The 16074-nt window shown below is 39.7% G+C and carries 16 protein-coding genes, 9 tRNA genes, 2 rRNA genes and 1 pseudogene (1 of these 28 running past the window's edge); 21 read left to right on the forward strand and 7 right to left on the reverse strand.

Translation table 11 applies throughout. The annotated features are described in order from the left end of the window. The 6 genes and pseudogenes from NSS70_RS01030 to NSS70_RS01055 all read left to right on the forward strand — a co-directional run. Window positions 1-555, forward strand: a 23S ribosomal RNA gene (locus tag NSS70_RS01030); it begins 2378 nt to the left of the window's first position. Window positions 556-650: 95 nt separating this feature from the next. Continuing rightward, a 5S ribosomal RNA gene (gene rrf / locus NSS70_RS01035) occupies window positions 651-766 on the forward strand. Between the two features lie 125 nt (window positions 767-891). Continuing rightward, window positions 892-966 (forward strand) — tRNA-Asn (locus NSS70_RS01040). 1 nt (window position 967) lies between these two features. After that, window positions 968-1040, forward strand: a tRNA-Thr gene (locus tag NSS70_RS01045). A gap of 211 nt (window positions 1041-1251) precedes the next feature. Then, a complete protein-coding gene (locus NSS70_RS01050; protein ID WP_311066496.1) occupies window positions 1252-2130 on the forward strand; it encodes an IS982-like element ISGth1 family transposase in 879 nt (292 codons plus the stop codon). Between the two features lie 158 nt (window positions 2131-2288). Continuing rightward, window positions 2289-2626, forward strand: a pseudogene (locus tag NSS70_RS01055) (transposase); the annotation flags it as partial. A 128-nt stretch (window positions 2627-2754) separates the two neighbouring features. Here NSS70_RS01055 and NSS70_RS01060 read toward each other — a convergent pair. Genes NSS70_RS01060 through NSS70_RS01075 form a run of 4 tightly spaced genes read right to left on the reverse strand, consistent with a single transcriptional unit; the run spans window position 2755 to window position 5771 of the window. Next, window positions 2755-3402 (reverse strand): ATP-binding cassette domain-containing protein, encoded by a 648-nt coding sequence (locus NSS70_RS01060; protein WP_130158826.1) that lies wholly within the window; start codon window positions 3400-3402, stop codon window positions 2755-2757. Window positions 3403-3434: 32 nt separating this feature from the next. Beyond that, window positions 3435-4214: a hypothetical protein gene (locus NSS70_RS01065; protein WP_340880787.1), complete on the reverse strand. Its 780-nt coding sequence runs from the start codon at window positions 4212-4214 to the stop codon at window positions 3435-3437. Window positions 4215-4216: 2 nt separating this feature from the next. Next, window positions 4217-4984 carry a hypothetical protein gene (locus tag NSS70_RS01070; protein ID WP_133309187.1) on the reverse strand — a complete coding sequence of 256 codons (768 nt, stop codon included), beginning with the start codon at window positions 4982-4984 and terminating at the stop codon, window positions 4217-4219. A 52-nt stretch (window positions 4985-5036) separates the two neighbouring features. Then, window positions 5037-5771, reverse strand: coding sequence for a hypothetical protein (locus NSS70_RS01075; RefSeq protein WP_340880789.1), 735 nt, complete (start codon window positions 5769-5771; stop codon window positions 5037-5039). 108 nt (window positions 5772-5879) lie between these two features. On the opposite strand from NSS70_RS01075, the gene NSS70_RS01080 reads away from it, so the two are divergent. After that, window positions 5880-7253 (forward strand): IS1380-like element ISGsp2 family transposase, encoded by a 1374-nt coding sequence (locus NSS70_RS01080; RefSeq protein WP_044899598.1) that lies wholly within the window; start codon window positions 5880-5882, stop codon window positions 7251-7253. A gap of 394 nt (window positions 7254-7647) precedes the next feature. On the opposite strand, the gene NSS70_RS01085 is transcribed toward NSS70_RS01080, so the two are convergent. Continuing rightward, window positions 7648-7992, reverse strand: a complete 345-nt coding sequence (locus NSS70_RS01085) for a hypothetical protein (protein WP_327848507.1) — start codon at window positions 7990-7992, stop codon at window positions 7648-7650. 222 nt (window positions 7993-8214) lie between these two features. After that, window positions 8215-8859: a response regulator transcription factor gene (locus tag NSS70_RS01090; RefSeq protein WP_340880792.1), complete on the reverse strand. Its 645-nt coding sequence runs from the start codon at window positions 8857-8859 to the stop codon at window positions 8215-8217. A gap of 311 nt (window positions 8860-9170) precedes the next feature. Between NSS70_RS01090 and NSS70_RS20700 the strand changes: the two genes are divergently transcribed. The 10 genes from NSS70_RS20700 to NSS70_RS01140 all read left to right on the forward strand — a co-directional run bounded on the left by NSS70_RS20700 (window position 9171) and on the right by NSS70_RS01140 (window position 11372). Next, a complete protein-coding gene (locus tag NSS70_RS20700) occupies window positions 9171-9257 on the forward strand; it encodes a hypothetical protein (RefSeq protein ID WP_375338796.1) in 87 nt (28 codons plus the stop codon). Further along, window positions 9233-9424, forward strand: a complete 192-nt coding sequence (locus tag NSS70_RS01100) for a hypothetical protein (RefSeq protein ID WP_066251733.1) — start codon at window positions 9233-9235, stop codon at window positions 9422-9424. The genes NSS70_RS20700 and NSS70_RS01100 overlap by 25 nt, the downstream gene beginning before the upstream one ends. 270 nt (window positions 9425-9694) lie before the next feature. Beyond that, window positions 9695-9769, forward strand: a tRNA-Glu gene (locus tag NSS70_RS01105). Window position 9770: 1 nt separating this feature from the next. Beyond that, window positions 9771-9846 (forward strand) — tRNA-Val (locus tag NSS70_RS01110). A gap of 95 nt (window positions 9847-9941) precedes the next feature. Continuing rightward, window positions 9942-10014 (forward strand) — tRNA-Thr (locus tag NSS70_RS01115). A 12-nt stretch (window positions 10015-10026) separates the two neighbouring features. Continuing rightward, window positions 10027-10111 (forward strand) — tRNA-Tyr (locus NSS70_RS01120). 108 nt (window positions 10112-10219) lie between these two features. Next, a tRNA-Gln gene (locus tag NSS70_RS01125) sits at window positions 10220-10294 on the forward strand. A gap of 198 nt (window positions 10295-10492) precedes the next feature. Beyond that, window positions 10493-10568: transfer RNA gene (locus tag NSS70_RS01130), tRNA-Lys, on the forward strand. A gap of 5 nt (window positions 10569-10573) precedes the next feature. Continuing rightward, a tRNA-Gly gene (locus NSS70_RS01135) sits at window positions 10574-10645 on the forward strand. A gap of 508 nt (window positions 10646-11153) precedes the next feature. Continuing rightward, on the forward strand, window positions 11154-11372 hold the full coding sequence (locus NSS70_RS01140; RefSeq protein ID WP_340789394.1) for a tautomerase family protein: 219 nt from the start codon (window positions 11154-11156) through the stop codon (window positions 11370-11372). 77 nt (window positions 11373-11449) lie between these two features. Here the strand turns inward: NSS70_RS01140 and NSS70_RS01145 are convergent, their stop codons facing one another. Then, window positions 11450-12235, reverse strand: a complete 786-nt coding sequence (locus NSS70_RS01145; RefSeq protein ID WP_340880793.1) for a MerR family transcriptional regulator — start codon at window positions 12233-12235, stop codon at window positions 11450-11452. A gap of 305 nt (window positions 12236-12540) precedes the next feature. On the opposite strand from NSS70_RS01145, the gene sigW reads away from it, so the two are divergent. From sigW to NSS70_RS01165, 4 genes are all read left to right on the forward strand, one after another. Then, window positions 12541-13104 (forward strand): RNA polymerase sigma factor SigW, encoded by a 564-nt coding sequence (gene sigW, locus NSS70_RS01150; protein ID WP_063388712.1) that lies wholly within the window; start codon window positions 12541-12543, stop codon window positions 13102-13104. A 14-nt stretch (window positions 13105-13118) separates the two neighbouring features. Next, a complete protein-coding gene (locus tag NSS70_RS01155) occupies window positions 13119-13721 on the forward strand; it encodes an anti-sigma factor family protein (protein ID WP_063388713.1) in 603 nt (200 codons plus the stop codon). 156 nt (window positions 13722-13877) lie between these two features. After that, a complete protein-coding gene (gene cdaA, locus NSS70_RS01160) occupies window positions 13878-14696 on the forward strand; it encodes a diadenylate cyclase CdaA (RefSeq protein ID WP_063388714.1) in 819 nt (272 codons plus the stop codon). After that, window positions 14689-16047 (forward strand): CdaR family protein, encoded by a 1359-nt coding sequence (locus NSS70_RS01165; protein ID WP_340880794.1) that lies wholly within the window; start codon window positions 14689-14691, stop codon window positions 16045-16047. Before cdaA ends, NSS70_RS01165 begins: the two co-directional genes overlap by 8 nt. The last annotated feature ends 27 nt before the right edge of the window (window positions 16048-16074 follow it).

A 16074-nucleotide genomic window follows, 5' to 3' on the forward strand; every position in this document is an offset into this window, starting at 1 on the left:
ACTGCGAGACCTACAAGTCGAGCAGGGACGAAAGTCGGGCTTAGTGATCCGGTGGTTCCGCATGGAAGGGCCATCGCTCAACGGATAAAAGCTACCCCGGGGATAACAGGCTGATCTCCCCCAAGAGTCCACATCGACGGGGAGGTTTGGCACCTCGATGTCGGCTCATCGCATCCTGGGGCTGTAGTCGGTCCCAAGGGTTGGGCTGTTCGCCCATTAAAGCGGTACGCGAGCTGGGTTCAGAACGTCGTGAGACAGTTCGGTCCCTATCCGTCGCGGGCGCAGGAAATTTGAGAGGAGCTGTCCTTAGTACGAGAGGACCGGGATGGACGCACCGCTGGTGTACCAGTTGTCCCGCCAGGGGCACCGCTGGGTAGCTATGTGCGGAAGGGATAAGCGCTGAAAGCATCTAAGCGTGAAGCCCCCCTCAAGATGAGATTTCCCATCGCTCGAAGCGAGTAAGATCCCTTGAAGATGACGAGGTAGATAGGTCCGAGGTGGAAGCGTGGTGACACGTGGAGCTGACGGATACTAATCGATCGAGGACTTAACCAAGTAAGAGCATCTATTCGTGAAAGAAACGTTATCTAGTTTTGAAAGAATGACATTCCGATGTCATTTGACAACAGGAAGGAAAACAGAAAAGGCTGCTTGGTGGCAATGGCGAAGAGGTCACACCCGTTCCCATCCCGAACACGGAAGTTAAGCTCTTCAGCGCCGATGGTAGTGAGGGTTTGTCCCTTGTGAGAGTAGGACGCTGCCAGGCTGCCTTTAAATTCTTTTTGAAAGCTGGGCTTATTGTAGAGAACCATACAAGAGTACATTCTTTTGAAATCATTTTGATATACTGATTGAGCTGTATGTGAACCAAAATATGGTTTATTAAAATATTCCGCAGTAGCTCAGTGGTAGAGCATTCGGCTGTTAACCGAACGGTCGCAGGTTCGAATCCTGCCTGCGGAGCCATGCTTCCATAGCTCAGTTGGTAGAGCACTTCCATGGTAAGGAAGAGGTCACCGGTTCGAGCCCGGTTGGAAGCTTTGATGAAAGACGTTGATATATCAAGGTTTTCTCGATGTGCGAGGGAGCCTTTTTTTGTTTTTATATCATTCTTCAACAACATTTTGACGGCAATAAGATCTTTTATATTACCCGTGGTGCTAGATAAAATCAGACAAGCATAAAAATAGCCCTTGCATGAGGATCTCCTTAAAATGAAAGTGCGACCAAACATTTAAAAGGAGAATTCACATGCAAGAGCACTTTCATTTTACAACAGATCGAGCCAAACTTCAAAAACAATATGTATCGATTTTGTGTTTTGTATCAGCTCAACTATCGAGTATCCAGATTCATCTTCAACGTCGAAATCTTCATTTGTTGAAACAGAAGGACGAGGTCATCATCGCCGTCCATGTCCTTGGAAAGTTGTTAGGCTTCACTTCCGAACGGGCTTGGCACCGGTTTGTGATCGGGAATTTGTTTTCCAAGGACTTGTTCCCTGAACGTTCTCGATACAACCGTCGCTGCCGAGCGCTTGGCTTTGCGATCAAGTGGATGCGGCACCAGCTGGCCAAGCGTGGACAACACCATGCGTATGCGGTCGTGGACAGTTTGCCGATCGAGCTGTGTCATTCATCCCGAATGTATCGCGCCAAACGGTTTCGTGGAATTGCGGATATTGGCTATTGTGCTTCGAAAAAGATCGCTTTCTATGGGTTGAAACTTCATCTGCAGGTCACCGACCAAGGGCTTCCGATGGGATATGTCGTCACTGAAGCGTCTTGTCACGATCGGGTGGCCGCTGAAACCGTCATGACGCAAATTCCACATCCATATAACCTAGGTGACAAAGGGTACATCAGCCAAAAACTGCAAAAGAAGCTGTACGAAGAGCATCGAGTCGCTTTTTGGACGCCCGTTCGAAAAAATCAGCGAATTCTCCAATCCGACGCATGGAAACAGTGGATGAAACGAAAACGCAAAGTGATTGAAACCGTGTTTTCGATTTTAGTCGATTCGTATCGGATCACCGAGATTCGAGCGAACTCGGTTTCTGGATTTGAAACGGCACTGGATGGTATTTTACTGGCTTACTCCCTTGTTGTTCTTGGGCTAGTTGAGCGTTAAGACTCAACTAGCACCACGGGTTTTTATATTATTTTTAAAAAAATATAAAAGATCTCGATAAAATTTATGTCGGCCAAAAGGATGATGTATAAAATTTTGTGTAAAGCATAAGGTAGGGTATTTTCTGATTTGGCCAAATATTCCAGAGAACCCTACCTATGTCTAAAAGAATACCGAATGGTGACTGGGCTAATCAACAGGAAAGTGCCATTCGTCAGTTTGTGAATGAAAAATTAGAGCTGATTAATGTGGGAAGAAATGAAACATTTCCTCGAGATTGAACAAGCTGGAACATCGAATATGAGAAACGGCTACTATTAACGAGATCCGGATACACAATAAGGTCGGATCACCGGAACGGAGAATTTCAAACGCATTTGTTCCCCCTTACCAACGCCATACCGGCTGGCTCGAGGAAGCGATCATCAAGATGTATCAAAGTGACATGAGTACACGTGAAATTGGCAAGTTTATCGAACGAATTTTAGGAAATGCCAATCGTTTTGACTTGAGTTCCAAAGAATTCGGTGACATCTGCCGTTTATCCATTGAACTGTCTTTTCAAGTGCTTCAAGTAGCACGTATGAATTCAACCCTTTTTCGGAATGACTGATTAAGTGAAATCTAGAGTTTATTTACTTCCACAAGTGTTTTATTATCAAATTCGTACACTTTATCACATAGTATGTGAATATCCTCACTGATATGACTCGCCAATAAGATGGTTGTCCCCTGTTTTTTCAATGACAACAGCAATTCTCTTATCTGTTTGACTCCTGTTTTATCCAGACCGTTCATTGGTTCATCTAGTATGAGTATTTTCGGCTTCTCCATAATTGCTTGTGCGATACCCAATCTTTGTTTCATACCTAAAGAATATTTTTTCACACTTTTCTTGCTGTTCGGATCTAGACCGACACTTTGAATTGCTTCTATAATCTCCTTATCACTAATCTTATTGCGTATAGAAGCTAAGTATTTTAAATTTTTAAATCCGGAGTAATCGGACAAGAATCCTGGTGTCTCGATAACAGCACCAACTTCAGTGGGAAAGTCAATATCCTTCCCTAAAATATTTCCAAAAATTTTTATTTCTCCTTGGTCTGGGAGTAAAATGCCGCAAAGTATCTTAAAGAAAACTGATTTACCACTCCCATTATGCCCGACAAACCCGTAAATCTTTGCTTCTTCAATATCAAGATTTATATTATTAAATACTTTCTCCTTTTTAAATGTTTTGCTCAAGTTCCTTACCTGCAATACAACTGCCATAGTTTATCACCTTTCCTTGAAAATTCAGCAATCTAACGTCGCGTCATAACGCGATACGACAAATAAATGAACAGAAGAATCCATAAAACATGAAAAAAGACAAAACCAGCGATTGAATGACTCCCGCTACTTGGAGCCAACACGTCATAGTTTACAAGTCTGCCATGGCTTCCAATCCATAGATTCACATTCCCAAAAATGAAAGGAATGATGTACATTAAAGCAGCAGAGAAGTACCCGTAACCGCTTTTTTGGGTAAGGAGGTTGATATATACTTGCCACAAACTAATACTAAAAGAGCCGATTAGCTGGATAATCCATGAAAGGAATAGAAATAACCATTGTGAATATACATCTTTTGACGACAATTTACCTGCCCAATACTGGACTGTAATATCACCTGACTTATAAATAGAATGCAAAATGAACCAGGACAGACTGTAATAAAAAAATAGGTACACAACATGAATGGCAAATAAGACGGTCAAATGGGCCAATGCCCACGCGTTCCTGTTAGATATCCGCAGCAAAGTATACAGTAAATTCTCATGAAAATTGTTTTCCATGTATAAGTCAACAATATACGCTAATACGAAAAAATGGAGCAATGTATGAATGATCGTTAAAATATCCGCCCCCTCGAACACGGCAAAGTGGAAGATGAATGCATCTATAGTGGATGAGACAAGATCTCCATAATATAGAAGTGTGACCAAATTAGAGATGACGAACACTGCGATCGCCAGAAGCCACTGATGATAAGTAAAGTAGCGCATATTAAACTGAACAAGGGCTTTCCATTCTCTGATCATATTCAAGATCCCCCAAATTCCAGCTTTGATTTTCTCATCCACAAGACGAGAAGCATTAAAACTATAGGAGAAACGGCTGCTGCATTCAACACCATTGCCGATTGGAATCCGTTTTCATTCAGCCTAAGCGTCACGAGATAACCGTTATGGATATACAAAAACGGAGCATACGATACAAAAAACCTATAAGCAAATAAATGGTTAATAACAAGGAGCATCACCGTCACCGATACTGCTTTGACGATGCGATAACCATCTGCTGACGCATAAACAAACAAATATAGGATGCTGAGAAACCAAATACTTAAGACATATCGTATAGCTAACAGAATAAAACCAGTAACTGGTTGTATATGCCCAATAAGCTCCCCGTGGTAAAGATTGGAGGATCCTGGACTCCAATGGATGCTATAACCGTATAATAAAAGAGAAATTAGAGTAATAATACAAAGATATACGAGCGTGTACAGTGTACTTATTAAAAGTATTAGGAATATTTTGGAAAGTAACCAAGTCGATTTTTTATTTAAACGCAGCAGAACATAGAGAGTTATCGGCCGATCATCGCAAATATCACTTAACACAAACAGGAAGAACAGCAAAAACAAGAACAATTGGTAGTAAGGATGATACAGCATATCGAAGATTAAATCCCACATATTGAGGAAACGGTTGTCAATATGCTCTAATTTGCTATTGGCCAGAAAAGTTGCTAAACATACGAGCAATACAAACAAAACAGCTTTTCGAGTCAGAACTACGTGCTTCACTTTGTGTTTCATACAGTTTAAAAGAATGGTCTTAGTGCTCAGGGGATTGGCATTAGTCATCAATTCTCACCCGTCTCGTTCTCCAAATAAAAATTACATAACCTGTAATCAAAATCGTGATCATTGACCCGTATACATAGAATGGCGAAACTTCAGGCCATAAATCATACCAGGTGGATGGAGAAAACTGATATTGATCCAGAATGGCTCCTGCGGTGATCTCCCAAATACCGAAAATCAGAAATGGCCCAACGTATACAATTGCTTTCTTCTTGACGAAGGTGGAAAGGCATAAAGCGATACAGGCGAAACACGCCCCAAGCAAAAAATGCGTTAAAAATTTGATCCAAATATACAATTCAGGCTGTGTGTTGAACAATGTGTAGAATATGCCTTCTTCCTGCAGTTGTCGATAGGGGGAATCGGCATCATTATTAAAAAAAATAGAAATTATAGCGTAAAAGATAAACTCTGGGATGAAGATAGCAAGCCCCCCAGTTAAAGTGGCGGCCAAGAATTTGTTCCTAACATAATGGTCAAAAGATTTCCTTGTTTGTATAAAGTAATGAAACTTCTGATTCTTTTCTTCTAAATAGGAAGCGGCATATGGAAACACAACAATTAAAGGAAAAAATATACCTATGTATGAAAAACTGCTCTCCCAAATATTATATTTGTTGTGTATTTCACCTAAAATATCTTGAATCGCTTGATGATTACCTCGTATATCAGGAGCTTCGGGGTCAAAAAATAAAACATCATACAAATACCTGTCATGAGCTGTCAAAAATATTAATACCCTGAATCCGTGACAAAACATCTTTACAATGGTCGCAAACCGTTGATACGATAAGGGAAAACGACGTTGACGATTCTTCATCAAGTAGGTGATGTGATGAAAGATTTCCCGATTCGGTTTGTATTGACAGATGAAGCGATTACCCCAAGTGCTGGGCTTGCTCTCGTTGGCTACTTACTCCATCGAACGAAACTGGATAAACGGGTAAACGCACTTCGGCTTCCAACGGTTCGTCGAGAAGTGCACATTTCCCATAGCGATGTCATTCGCTCGATGATTGGCTTGCTTGCCACAGGAAAAACGGATTTCGATCATATCGAAGCGTATCGTCAGGACGATATCTTTTCGGCATCGATGGGGATTCAGCACGTGCCTTCCTCTCCAACCTTGCGACAACGACTCGATCAGCTCGCTTGTCTTCCGATGACCGAAACGATTCTTTGGGAGGAGTCCATACGTCTGTTGATTCAACGACATGCCACTTTGTCCCCTTGTTGGACCAAAGGAAAGACGACATGGCTTCCCCTTGATATAGATGGTTCCCCATTTGACAACTCCGATACGAAAAAAGAAGGAGTCAGTCGAACGTATAAAGGATTTGACGGTTTTACACCGTTGTTTGCGTATGCAGGGAAGGAAGGGTATCTCGTTCATGCCGAGTTGCGTCCAGGGAAACAACATGTGCAAGACAACATGCCCTCGTTTTTAGTCACCGCTATCCGTCGAGCTCGTCAACTGACTTCATCTCGTCTGCTTGTTCGCATGGATGCAGGAAACGATGCAGAAGCGAATGTGCACGTATGCCTAAAGGAAGACGTGGACTTTGTCATCAAGCGAAACTTACGCCGAGAATCGAAAGCGCTTTGGTTCCAGATCGCTTCGCAAAAGGGCAAACGTGTCGATGATGGACAAAGCGAAGGAGTACAAACCTATGAGCTATGCCTTCCACAGAAGGCAGCGATCGATGGAAACACGTATACGTACGTTCAAGTCACCCAAGTGACGGAACGGACGATGGAACGCAATGGACAGCTGATGCTCGTTCCTGATTATGAAGTGGAAAGCTATTGGGTGCGGCTCAAAGGATACGAGCATGTTCGAATGAGCGATGTGCTCGCGTTGTATCATGACCATGCGACATGCGAACAGTTTCATAGCGAACTGAAGAGCGACTTAGATTTAGAGCGGCTTCCATCTGGGAAGATGAAAACGAATGCGCTCGTGTTGGTCATGGGAGCCTTCGTTTACAATCTTCTTCGTCTGATTGGACAAGATCTATTAAGCGATCCGAGACATCCGTTGCACCACAAAGTGAAACGCCGCCGCATCAAGACGATTATTCAGACGGTGATCACGATGGCAGGGCGACTCGTCCGTCGATCACGACAGATCTGGATGAAACTGACGCGAAGGAGTGGCTATAGCGAGCCCCTACTGAACGTCTATCAGAAATGGAGAGAGGCAAGATAACGAACGAATGTTCGGGAACTGATGTCCAACGTCACTCCCTGTGCTTTTTTGTCTATTTTTTTGGTTCGTATACCTAAAAAAGAGATTTGTTCCATTTTCGGAAATAGAGATGACATAGGTCATAAGCATAAAAAGGGTTTTATGGATTATCAATCCATCAAAATTACAACAAAATCAAAGTCGATTTCAATTCATCACGGATTCAGGTAATACAAGAGCAAACATACAGGAAACTAACATGCGCTTATTCAATAAACCCCTTTTTAATTCCAGTAAGAGCATTATCTTTCACTCGCTTTCTGATTGATAACTATCAAAACTACTTTAAAAGCATATCGCATTTCTACATTGCAGAAATGCGATATGCTACGGAATCGAAATTGAAAGAGTTAAGTTAATACGTATCTGGGTTCCATTTCCCTTTCATCGTAAAGCGGTCAAATTTACCTCCTTTTTCTTTCCAGATTTTCAAACGGTACTTATAACTGGCCTTAGCTCCATTATTTGTTAATGTGTAATTACCAGCCTTTTTAGTATAAAGATTACTACTTCTTTTCGCACCTTCCGAATTTTCCATTCTTACTCCTGCTGTCCAATTCGAATCTATACTAGTAATCTTAACAACTGGATTCTCTTTATCTGTAAATTTCCATGCATAGTTAGTATAAGCACGTCCAGTTAAAAAGTTTGTTGTCACATCAAAATGAAATTTGTAGTTAGCAGCTGATGCAACAGGCACTAATGCTCCTACAGCTAGAATAGAAGTTAAAGCAATTTTTAACCATTTTTTTCAAATAAAACCCTCCTCGTTTTTCCGCATTAAAATTCCTGAATTCCCGCGAGAATCCTTCGAGTAAGGTGCTAGCTACCTGTTTTTACAGTTCACATTTTCTAACAATACAGAACGGTGATTAGAGTAGAAGCCACATTTGAAAAAAGTCCCAAATTTTCTTGCCACCTTTTAAATTAACCCCCATTCCCGGGCCTTTCGGGCTGCTTCTTTGCTTCTTTTTTCCCCCGTCTTTTTCAAAATATTAGTAATGTGCTTTTTTATTGTATTAATTTCTACCATTAATATTTCTGCTATTTGTTTTTGCTTATAGCCTTCAGCGATCAGCTTTAATATTTTTTGTTCTGTTTGTGTTAATCTCTCCTTCATATAGTGGATCTCTAGTTGTCTTAAGCGACAAAACTCCTTACGGATAACAGATTCAACATAAGCACTTTTAAGTGACCATTTTTGATACGCTAAGCGTATTACATTTGGAATATGATTATAGGATTTGTCTATGTAACAGATTGCCCCGGCAATAAAAGCTTCAAAAATCAATCGATTGTCAATCTGATCATTTAAAATAATCAGCTGTGCTTTTGTTTTTTCAGTAACAGATTTTATTACTTTGACTTTTTCTGTATCTTTTACTAATCCGATATTCATTAGTACAATGTTCACATGTAAACGGTTAATAAAATCACTTAAACATTTCAGCTCGCACGTGACTCTTACTATTTCTATGTCGGTCTCATTTTTAACGATAGAGCAAATTTTTAACAACTCATCTTTGTCTTTCTCAATCAATAGTACACGTATTTTTTCATAACGCACCTTTTTACACCTCTCTTCACGCCCGTTGCCTTAAGAAAAACATTGGATAATTCGAAATATCAGACATAACTTCTTGTGAAGGACTTTCTACTTATTAAAACGTCAGATCTCTCAGAATTGTTTCTGATTTTTTATAATTTTAACCTTTTTTGGAACGTTTTCCCTTAAAAGTAAGCGTCAAATTTAGCCAATCTTCTAGACTCTGTAAGATTATGAGATAATCTCCTCAAGAATAGATATAAGGAGGTTTTTTATAGCAAATCCAGAAATAGCTGAGAGAAAAAGGAATAGACATGACCGGAATGCGTCCAATGGGGAGTACAGAAAGAACGATGAGTGTGTTTGCGAAACATTTGAAAATGGGCGGAACTGGGTGGATCAAGGTACCGGTGCGATGATGACGGCCTTGGTGGCAGCATTAGAAAAAGTTAGTCATCAAAACGCTTATTGGACAAGTAGAAAGATGGAAAAAATCTCAAGAAGCCCATTCAAACAATACATCGAAAAGATCACGAGAACAATAAACGAAGCCACACGTGACCCGTACCATGTACCTAAAAAATAAAGTGAAAACACTTATCCATCAAGCATTGAAGAGATTAAGTAGGACTAGGAATTACTTTGGGGTTATCTTTATCATTTGTATGCGTTTATTATGGAATCCCTCCTGCAAATGCTTGGCTCAATCTTCATATTGACAATAAACCATTTTTCCTCTATACTAATACTCGTCGATTGCTTAATAAAAAACTTGTGAAGGAAAAATGATTTTATAATTGACAAAAAGTAAATTGTTATATATAATTTAATTTGTCTTTTTGCTAATGATGTTATTGGCCCGTTGGTCAAGTGGTTAAGACACCGCCCTTTCACGGCGGTAACACGGGTTCGAATCCCGTACGGGTCACCATGGAGGATTAGCTCAGCTGGGAGAGCACTTGCCTTACAAGCAAGGGGTCGGCGGTTCGATCCCGTCATCCTCCACCATGTACTAAACAAGCTTTTCTTAAACAAGTTTAATGAGGCTGGCATAACAATTTAAACAAAGGTAAAAACTGAGTGTGATTTAAAGTATTTATTGCGCCGGTGTAGCTCAATTGGTAGAGCAACTGACTTGTAATCAGTAGGTTGGGGGTTCGATTCCTCTCGCCGGCATTTTTAATAATCGGAGGGGTAGCGAAGTGGCTAAACGCGGCGGACTGTAAATCCGCTCCCTTAGGGTTCGGCGGTTCGAATCCGTCCCCCTCCACCATGCCGAAGAATGTTATGAAACATTGAAATCACATTAAACAACAAAATGTTGTATAAAGTGATTTTTTTATTGGTACAATATAATTAGTCAAGAGATGAATGGTGATATTGGGCTATAGCCAAGCGGTAAGGCAACGGACTTTGACTCCGTGATGCGCTGGTTCGAATCCAGCTAGCCCAGCCATTTATTATAAAAAGACAGTTCATGTCTGTTCTTTTTTTTGTAAAAATGTTAGATAGAAAGTAAGATTTAACTAGATTTTACAAAGGGCAAAGCCTCGTCGAATAAGCAGCGATTTGTCCCGACGCATCCAGTATCCTCGAAAAATCAGGAAGAGGAAGGGACATCTGACAAATTTTAAAATGGATTAGAAGACTTTAAGAGCCATTAGCTCAGTCGGTAGAGCATCTGACTTTTAATCAGAGGGTCGGAGGTTCGAATCCTCCATGGCTCACCATTTGTGCGGAAGTAGTTCAGTGGTAGAACACCACCTTGCCAAGGTGGGGGTCGCGGGTTCGAGTCCCGTCTTCCGCTTTTAAATTCAATAGGGAAAACTTTATAAAATAAGATGAACTTAATTCCTGACAAGAAATTGTCAGGATTTTTTTATTTGAAATGTTACTAATCCTTCGATTATATCTAATCCTCGCTTTTGAATCTCAAAATAATGATATGTAGGAGCATTCTCCTTTTTAGTCCCATAACAGCCTTTTAAATTTGGATATACCATTGAAGTCGAATTGTATTTTTCCTTTTAGTATTGGTAATGCGGTTGTTCCTAAATGGAACCATGACCTAAATGATTTTTTGTTGATTTTAAAAATTAGTCTCTTTTCCAGAAGATTGTTGCTGTAGAGGATGATTTGTGTAAAACATTTTGCATACAATGACTGCCCAGCAAAGGTTTTTACGGGTGTTGTGACGAAGTATATCGACAAACTTCTGTCTTGTTTCATTTTTTGAAATAGCACAGATCCGGATGAGGACGAATAAATTTCGACACCATTTATAAATTCAAACGGCTTAAAGGAGTTGTGATTCGATGCCTTTTATCAACGTAAGGCTGGCTAAAGGAAGAACCGCAGAACAGAAACAGCAGTTTACTGAGGCAATAACAAAAGCAGCAGCGCAAATACTAAACGTGAAAGAAGAATGGGTTACAGTAGTTTTCGATGAATATGAAAGAGATAATTGGGCTTCCGGCGGAACACTTCACTCGATAAAATTTGGGGAAGGTTTCGGGAAAATGGGAGCTGAATGAATATCCATCATCCTGTAATTCAAAGATAAAAAATGACCTCCCCAATTGGAAAAGGGGAGGTGAAGTTTTTTTATTTGCTAAAGTCGGTCAATATTTTCATCTTGGAGAAGCCCAGCTTTCATCGCATAATGTTCCATCACTTGCTGAAGCCACTCCTCTTCCTCCTGTGTAAATGGAGATGCCAATTTATTTTCAATAGTTTTAATTTCAGCTTCATCTAAATTCCCGATAACACTAATTAATTCTTTTCCGATAAATTCTAATATTGTTTTCATATATTTTTCGACTAACGCTTCTACCTCAGGATCATCGACAGGTCTTCCTGCCAATCTTTTTGTTTCTTGGGATAATTGGATGTATTCTTTGTCAAGGGAGATCATTACCTCTTCAGGCTGATCAAAAAGCTTTTCAGCTACTTCTTTTGACGTATAATGTTCTAACCATTTGCGCTGTTCTTTTTCTGTTTGTATGCTCTGAATAAGACTCATTAAAACATTGCTATCCACTTCTTTTTCTTCTTCTAAAATCGTGAGAATTCGTTTAATGGCTTTGAGCACTTCTTCAATATGTTCCTTTCGTTCTTCAAGCGCTTCTTTTTGGAACTGTAAAGTTTCCTTTAAGTTTAAATCGAAGTTGGTTTCATTAATTAACTCTTTGATTTGTTCTAAACTGTATCCTAAAAATTTAAGACTGACTATTTTTTGAAGTGTCAATACATCATGAGCAGAGTATAATCGGTGTCCAGAACGAGGATTTTTTTTCGGTTTGAGCAGTCCAATTTGATCATAATAATGCAATGTTCGGATTGTTGTTCCCGTCTTTTTAGAAAATTCGCCAATCGTAAAGTAAGTCTCTTCCTTCACTTTAACATCGCCCCCAAAACACTTATCTTTATAAACCTATTGTGATCATAATACCTAACGCGGCGTTAGGTGCAACCCCTCTGAAAAAAATTTGTAATGTCATTTTTCATTATGACAAGTTGGACGTTTCTTTATAAAAAGCCCAGAAATGGGAATGTGAAAGGTTTTTGCTACAAAAGGAAAAAATTTTTCTTGCAGATGAAAACATAAATTCCTAAAATTTGCTAGAATAGATTTATAAAAAAATGAAACCTTTGGGGAACGAATTCGTATCATGATGTACCCGCAACTGCGGAGGTAGAAAAATGGAAGAATTTATAAATAAAAAGATCAAACAAATTAAAAAAGGCGACCAAAATGCATTTGCAGAAGTTGTTGAATTATATAAAGATAAAATTTTTCAACTTTGTTATAGAATGCTGGGAAACGTCCATGAAGCTGAGGACATAGCACAGGAAGCATTTATAAGAGTGTATATGAACATCCATTCATTTGATATGAACAAAAAATTTTCTACATGGATTTATCGGATTGCAACCAATTTATCGATTGATCGTATTCGGAAAAAGAAGCCGGACTATTATTTAGATGCAGAAGTTGCGGGGACTGATGGCTTAACAATGTACTCCCAAGTATCATCTGATATTGCAATGCCTGAAAAAGAAGTTGAAGCAATTGAACTGCAAGAAACGATTCAAAAAGAAATTTTAAAACTGCCGGATAAATATCGATCAGTCATCGTATTGAGATATATTGAGGAGCTATCCTTGCAAGAAATCGCAGAGATATTGGAACTTCCAGTCGGAACAGTTAAAACAAGAATACACCGGGGACGGGAGGCTTTACGCAAACAATTAAGGCATTTGTGATTGGGGTGAGTAAGATGAAATGTCCTAAGCATGTAGTGGAGATGATCCATAAGTATTTGGACGGGGATTTGCATGAGGATGAAGGCCGTGAGTTAAAAAAACACTTGCAATCTTGTGAGGATTGCAAGGCACATTATCAAGAATTGGAAAAAGCTGTAGCGTTTGTCAAGAGTATCTCACATGTTGAAGCACCGGCAGATTTTACGCAAAAGGTGTTAGAAAAACTGCCAAAAGAAAAGCGTACGGTCTCAACTAGACGCTGGTTCCGAAATCATCCTTTCTTTTCAGCCGCTGCACTATTTGTTATTCTAATGACTGGAAGTTTATTTGCTTCTTATGAAGAAAGCCAATTCAGCGTAACAAAGTATGATAATTTGGTTGTTGACAACCGTACTGTTATTGTGCCTGAAGGAGAAACGGTGAAAGGTGATATTACTGTTAAAAACGGTGATATTAAAATAGAAGGAAAAGTTGAAGGAAATGTAACGGTGATTAACGGAGACCAATATTTGGCTTCTGCCGGTCAAGTTACCGGAGAGGTTGAGGAAATAAACGAATTGTTTGAGTGGCTGTGGTATGAAGTAAAATCGACTCTGTCAGAGGTTTTTAAACAATAGGCCATCTTTAGTAGGATGGTCTATTTTTATGTTTAAGTGCATTTAGGAAAAGTTATGATATAATAAAGTGGAATTTTGATTAGAGAGATTTTCAAACCTAGAAGTTTGATTAGAATAGATCAATCGCGATTTGATGAACTATTGGAGGAAAACAATATGACCTTAGGGGATTTTTCTCTTTTGCATTACCTCATAGATGTCATTGATATTCTCCTCGTTTGGTTCGTTATCTATAAATTGATTATGGTGATTCGTGGAACGAAAGCTGTTCAGCTTTTAAAAGGAATTATCGTAATCATTATCGTTAGAGTGTTAAGCCAATATTTAGGCTTGAATACTTTGCAATGGTTAATGGACCAAGTGTTGATTTGGGGTTTTTTGGCTATCATCATTATTTTCCAGCCGGAGTTTCGCAGAGCCCTTGAGCAATTAGGAAGGGGGCGTCTATTTGCAAGGGCAGCTAGCCAGGAAGATGATGGGCAAACAAACATGACCGAAGCAATAGCAAAAGCTGTTGAGTATATGGCGAAAAGGAGAATCGGTGCTCTCATTTCGATTGAACGAAAAATAGGAATGGAGGATTATGTTGAGACCGGTATACCGCTAAATGCCCATATTTCTGCTGAACTATTAATTAATATTTTTATCCCCAATACCCCTTTACATGATGGTGCAGTTATTATACAAAAAGATCAAGTGTCCGCTGCTGCCTGTTATTTGCCGCTTTCCGAAAGCCCGTTTATATCGAAGGAGCTGGGCACACGCCATCGCGCTGCAGTGGGAATTAGTGAAGTAACCGATAGTATAACTATCATTGTTTCTGAAGAAACAGGCGGTATATCGATTGCCAAGGATGGTGAGCTGCATAGACATTTAACTCCAGAAACGTTAAAGGAGATGCTCTTGGCTGAGTTTAACCGTACGAAAGCTGCTTCCTCTAGCCGCTGGCAATGGAGGGTGAAAAAGAATGGATAAATTAATGAATAGCAACTGGTTTATGCGCATCATTGCATTGTTGCTAGCGCTCATGCTATATGCTTCAGTGAATATAGAATCGCCTGCTTCGAATAATGAAGAAAAATACAATATATTTCGGTCGCCATCCACAACCGAAACAGCTACAATTACAGATGTGCCCGTAAACGTATACTATGACGACCGTGCATTTGTTGTCACCGGTATTCCCCAAACCGTCACCGTTACGATTGAAGGGCCCAAAAGTATTGTCACTACGACAAAACAAGTCAAGGACTTTGAAATTTTTGCAGATTTAACGGATTTATCCGTTGGCACGCACAGTGTCCGTTTGAAACATAAAAACTTGTCTGACCAATTGGAGGTTGACATTGATCCGGCTGTCATTACAGTAGGTATTCATGAAAAGGTATCTGAAAATTTTCCGGTTGAAGTGGAAGTTATTAATAAAAACAAAATGAAGGAAGGCTACATTGCGGAGCGTCCGATTGTTAAACCGGACAGTGTAAAAATTACAGGCGCAAAAGAGCATATTGATGCTGTAGCTGTTGTGAAAGCAACAGTAAGTTTGGAAGGTGCTGATGGAACAGTTGTACAGAAGTCAAAAGTGACAGTATACGATGCAAATGGGAACATCCTGCCTGTTACAATCGAACCGTCAGCGGTTACCGTAACAGTGCCGGTAGAAAGCCCAACGAAATCGAAATCTGTACCCTTAAAAATCAAAACAACAGGAAAGCTTTCTGATGGACTGAGCATATCATCGATTCAATCGATCCCTAGCCAAGTGACAATTTATGGTCCAAAGGATGTGCTAGAGCAAATAGAGTCAATTGATGATGTATCTGTCGACTTAAGCAAAATCAAAGAAAATGCGACAGTTGAAGCTGATGTTCCGGCTCCGGATGGAGTGACAAACGTTGTCCCGAATAAAGTTCAAATTAAAATAGATATTGAAAAACGAGAAGAAAAGACGTTTAAACAGGTGCCGATCAAAGTCATCGGTTTAGGAAACGATCAGGAAATTGAATTTATTGATCCGGATACAGGAAAGCTGGATGTTGTTTTGCGAGGAAAAGACAGTGTTTTGAAAAACGTAAAAGAATCTGATATCGAATTGTATGTGAATGTTGCAGGGTTAGATGAAGGAGAACATGAAGTAAATGTGGAGGCCAAAAACCGTTACAACCTCTCGACAGTTTTATCGAGTGAAAAAGTGAAGATTCGCTTATCCAATAAAGAAAACTCGTTGGAAGAAGCAGATAATGAAAGAAGAAATCAAATAGAAGAAAATAACGATTCAGTTGAACCATCTGAACAAAAAAAGTCTGCTGAAGAAGCTTCAAATTAAGTGATATTTTTTAAAAGGAGCGATGAT

It is taken from the genome of Aeribacillus sp. FSL K6-2848, assembly GCF_038004325.1.
Taxonomy (GTDB): Bacteria; Bacillota; Bacilli; order Bacillales; family Aeribacillaceae; genus Aeribacillus; species Aeribacillus composti.

Bases quoted from the DNA above. Each gene is read 5' to 3' on its own strand.
- NSS70_RS01080 (WP_044899598.1), top strand. From the start codon at position 5,880: ATGAAAGATTTCCCGATTCGGTTTGTATTGACAGATGAAGCGATTACC.
- cdaA (WP_063388714.1), top strand. From the start codon at position 13,878: ATGACCTTAGGGGATTTTTCTCTTTTGCATTACCTCATAGATGTCATT.
- NSS70_RS20700 (WP_375338796.1), top strand. From the start codon at position 9,171: ATGGGGAGTACAGAAAGAACGATGAGTGTGTTTGCGAAACATTTGAAA.
- NSS70_RS01140 (WP_340789394.1), top strand. From the start codon at position 11,154: ATGCCTTTTATCAACGTAAGGCTGGCTAAAGGAAGAACCGCAGAACAG.
- NSS70_RS01155 (WP_063388713.1), top strand. From the start codon at position 13,119: ATGAAATGTCCTAAGCATGTAGTGGAGATGATCCATAAGTATTTGGAC.
- sigW (WP_063388712.1), top strand. From the start codon at position 12,541: ATGGAAGAATTTATAAATAAAAAGATCAAACAAATTAAAAAAGGCGAC.
- NSS70_RS01065 (WP_340880787.1), bottom strand. From the start codon at position 4,214: ATGATCAGAGAATGGAAAGCCCTTGTTCAGTTTAATATGCGCTACTTT.
- NSS70_RS01050 (WP_311066496.1), top strand. From the start codon at position 1,252: ATGCAAGAGCACTTTCATTTTACAACAGATCGAGCCAAACTTCAAAAA.
- NSS70_RS01165 (WP_340880794.1), top strand. From the start codon at position 14,689: ATGGATAAATTAATGAATAGCAACTGGTTTATGCGCATCATTGCATTG.
- NSS70_RS01060 (WP_130158826.1), bottom strand. From the start codon at position 3,402: ATGGCAGTTGTATTGCAGGTAAGGAACTTGAGCAAAACATTTAAAAAG.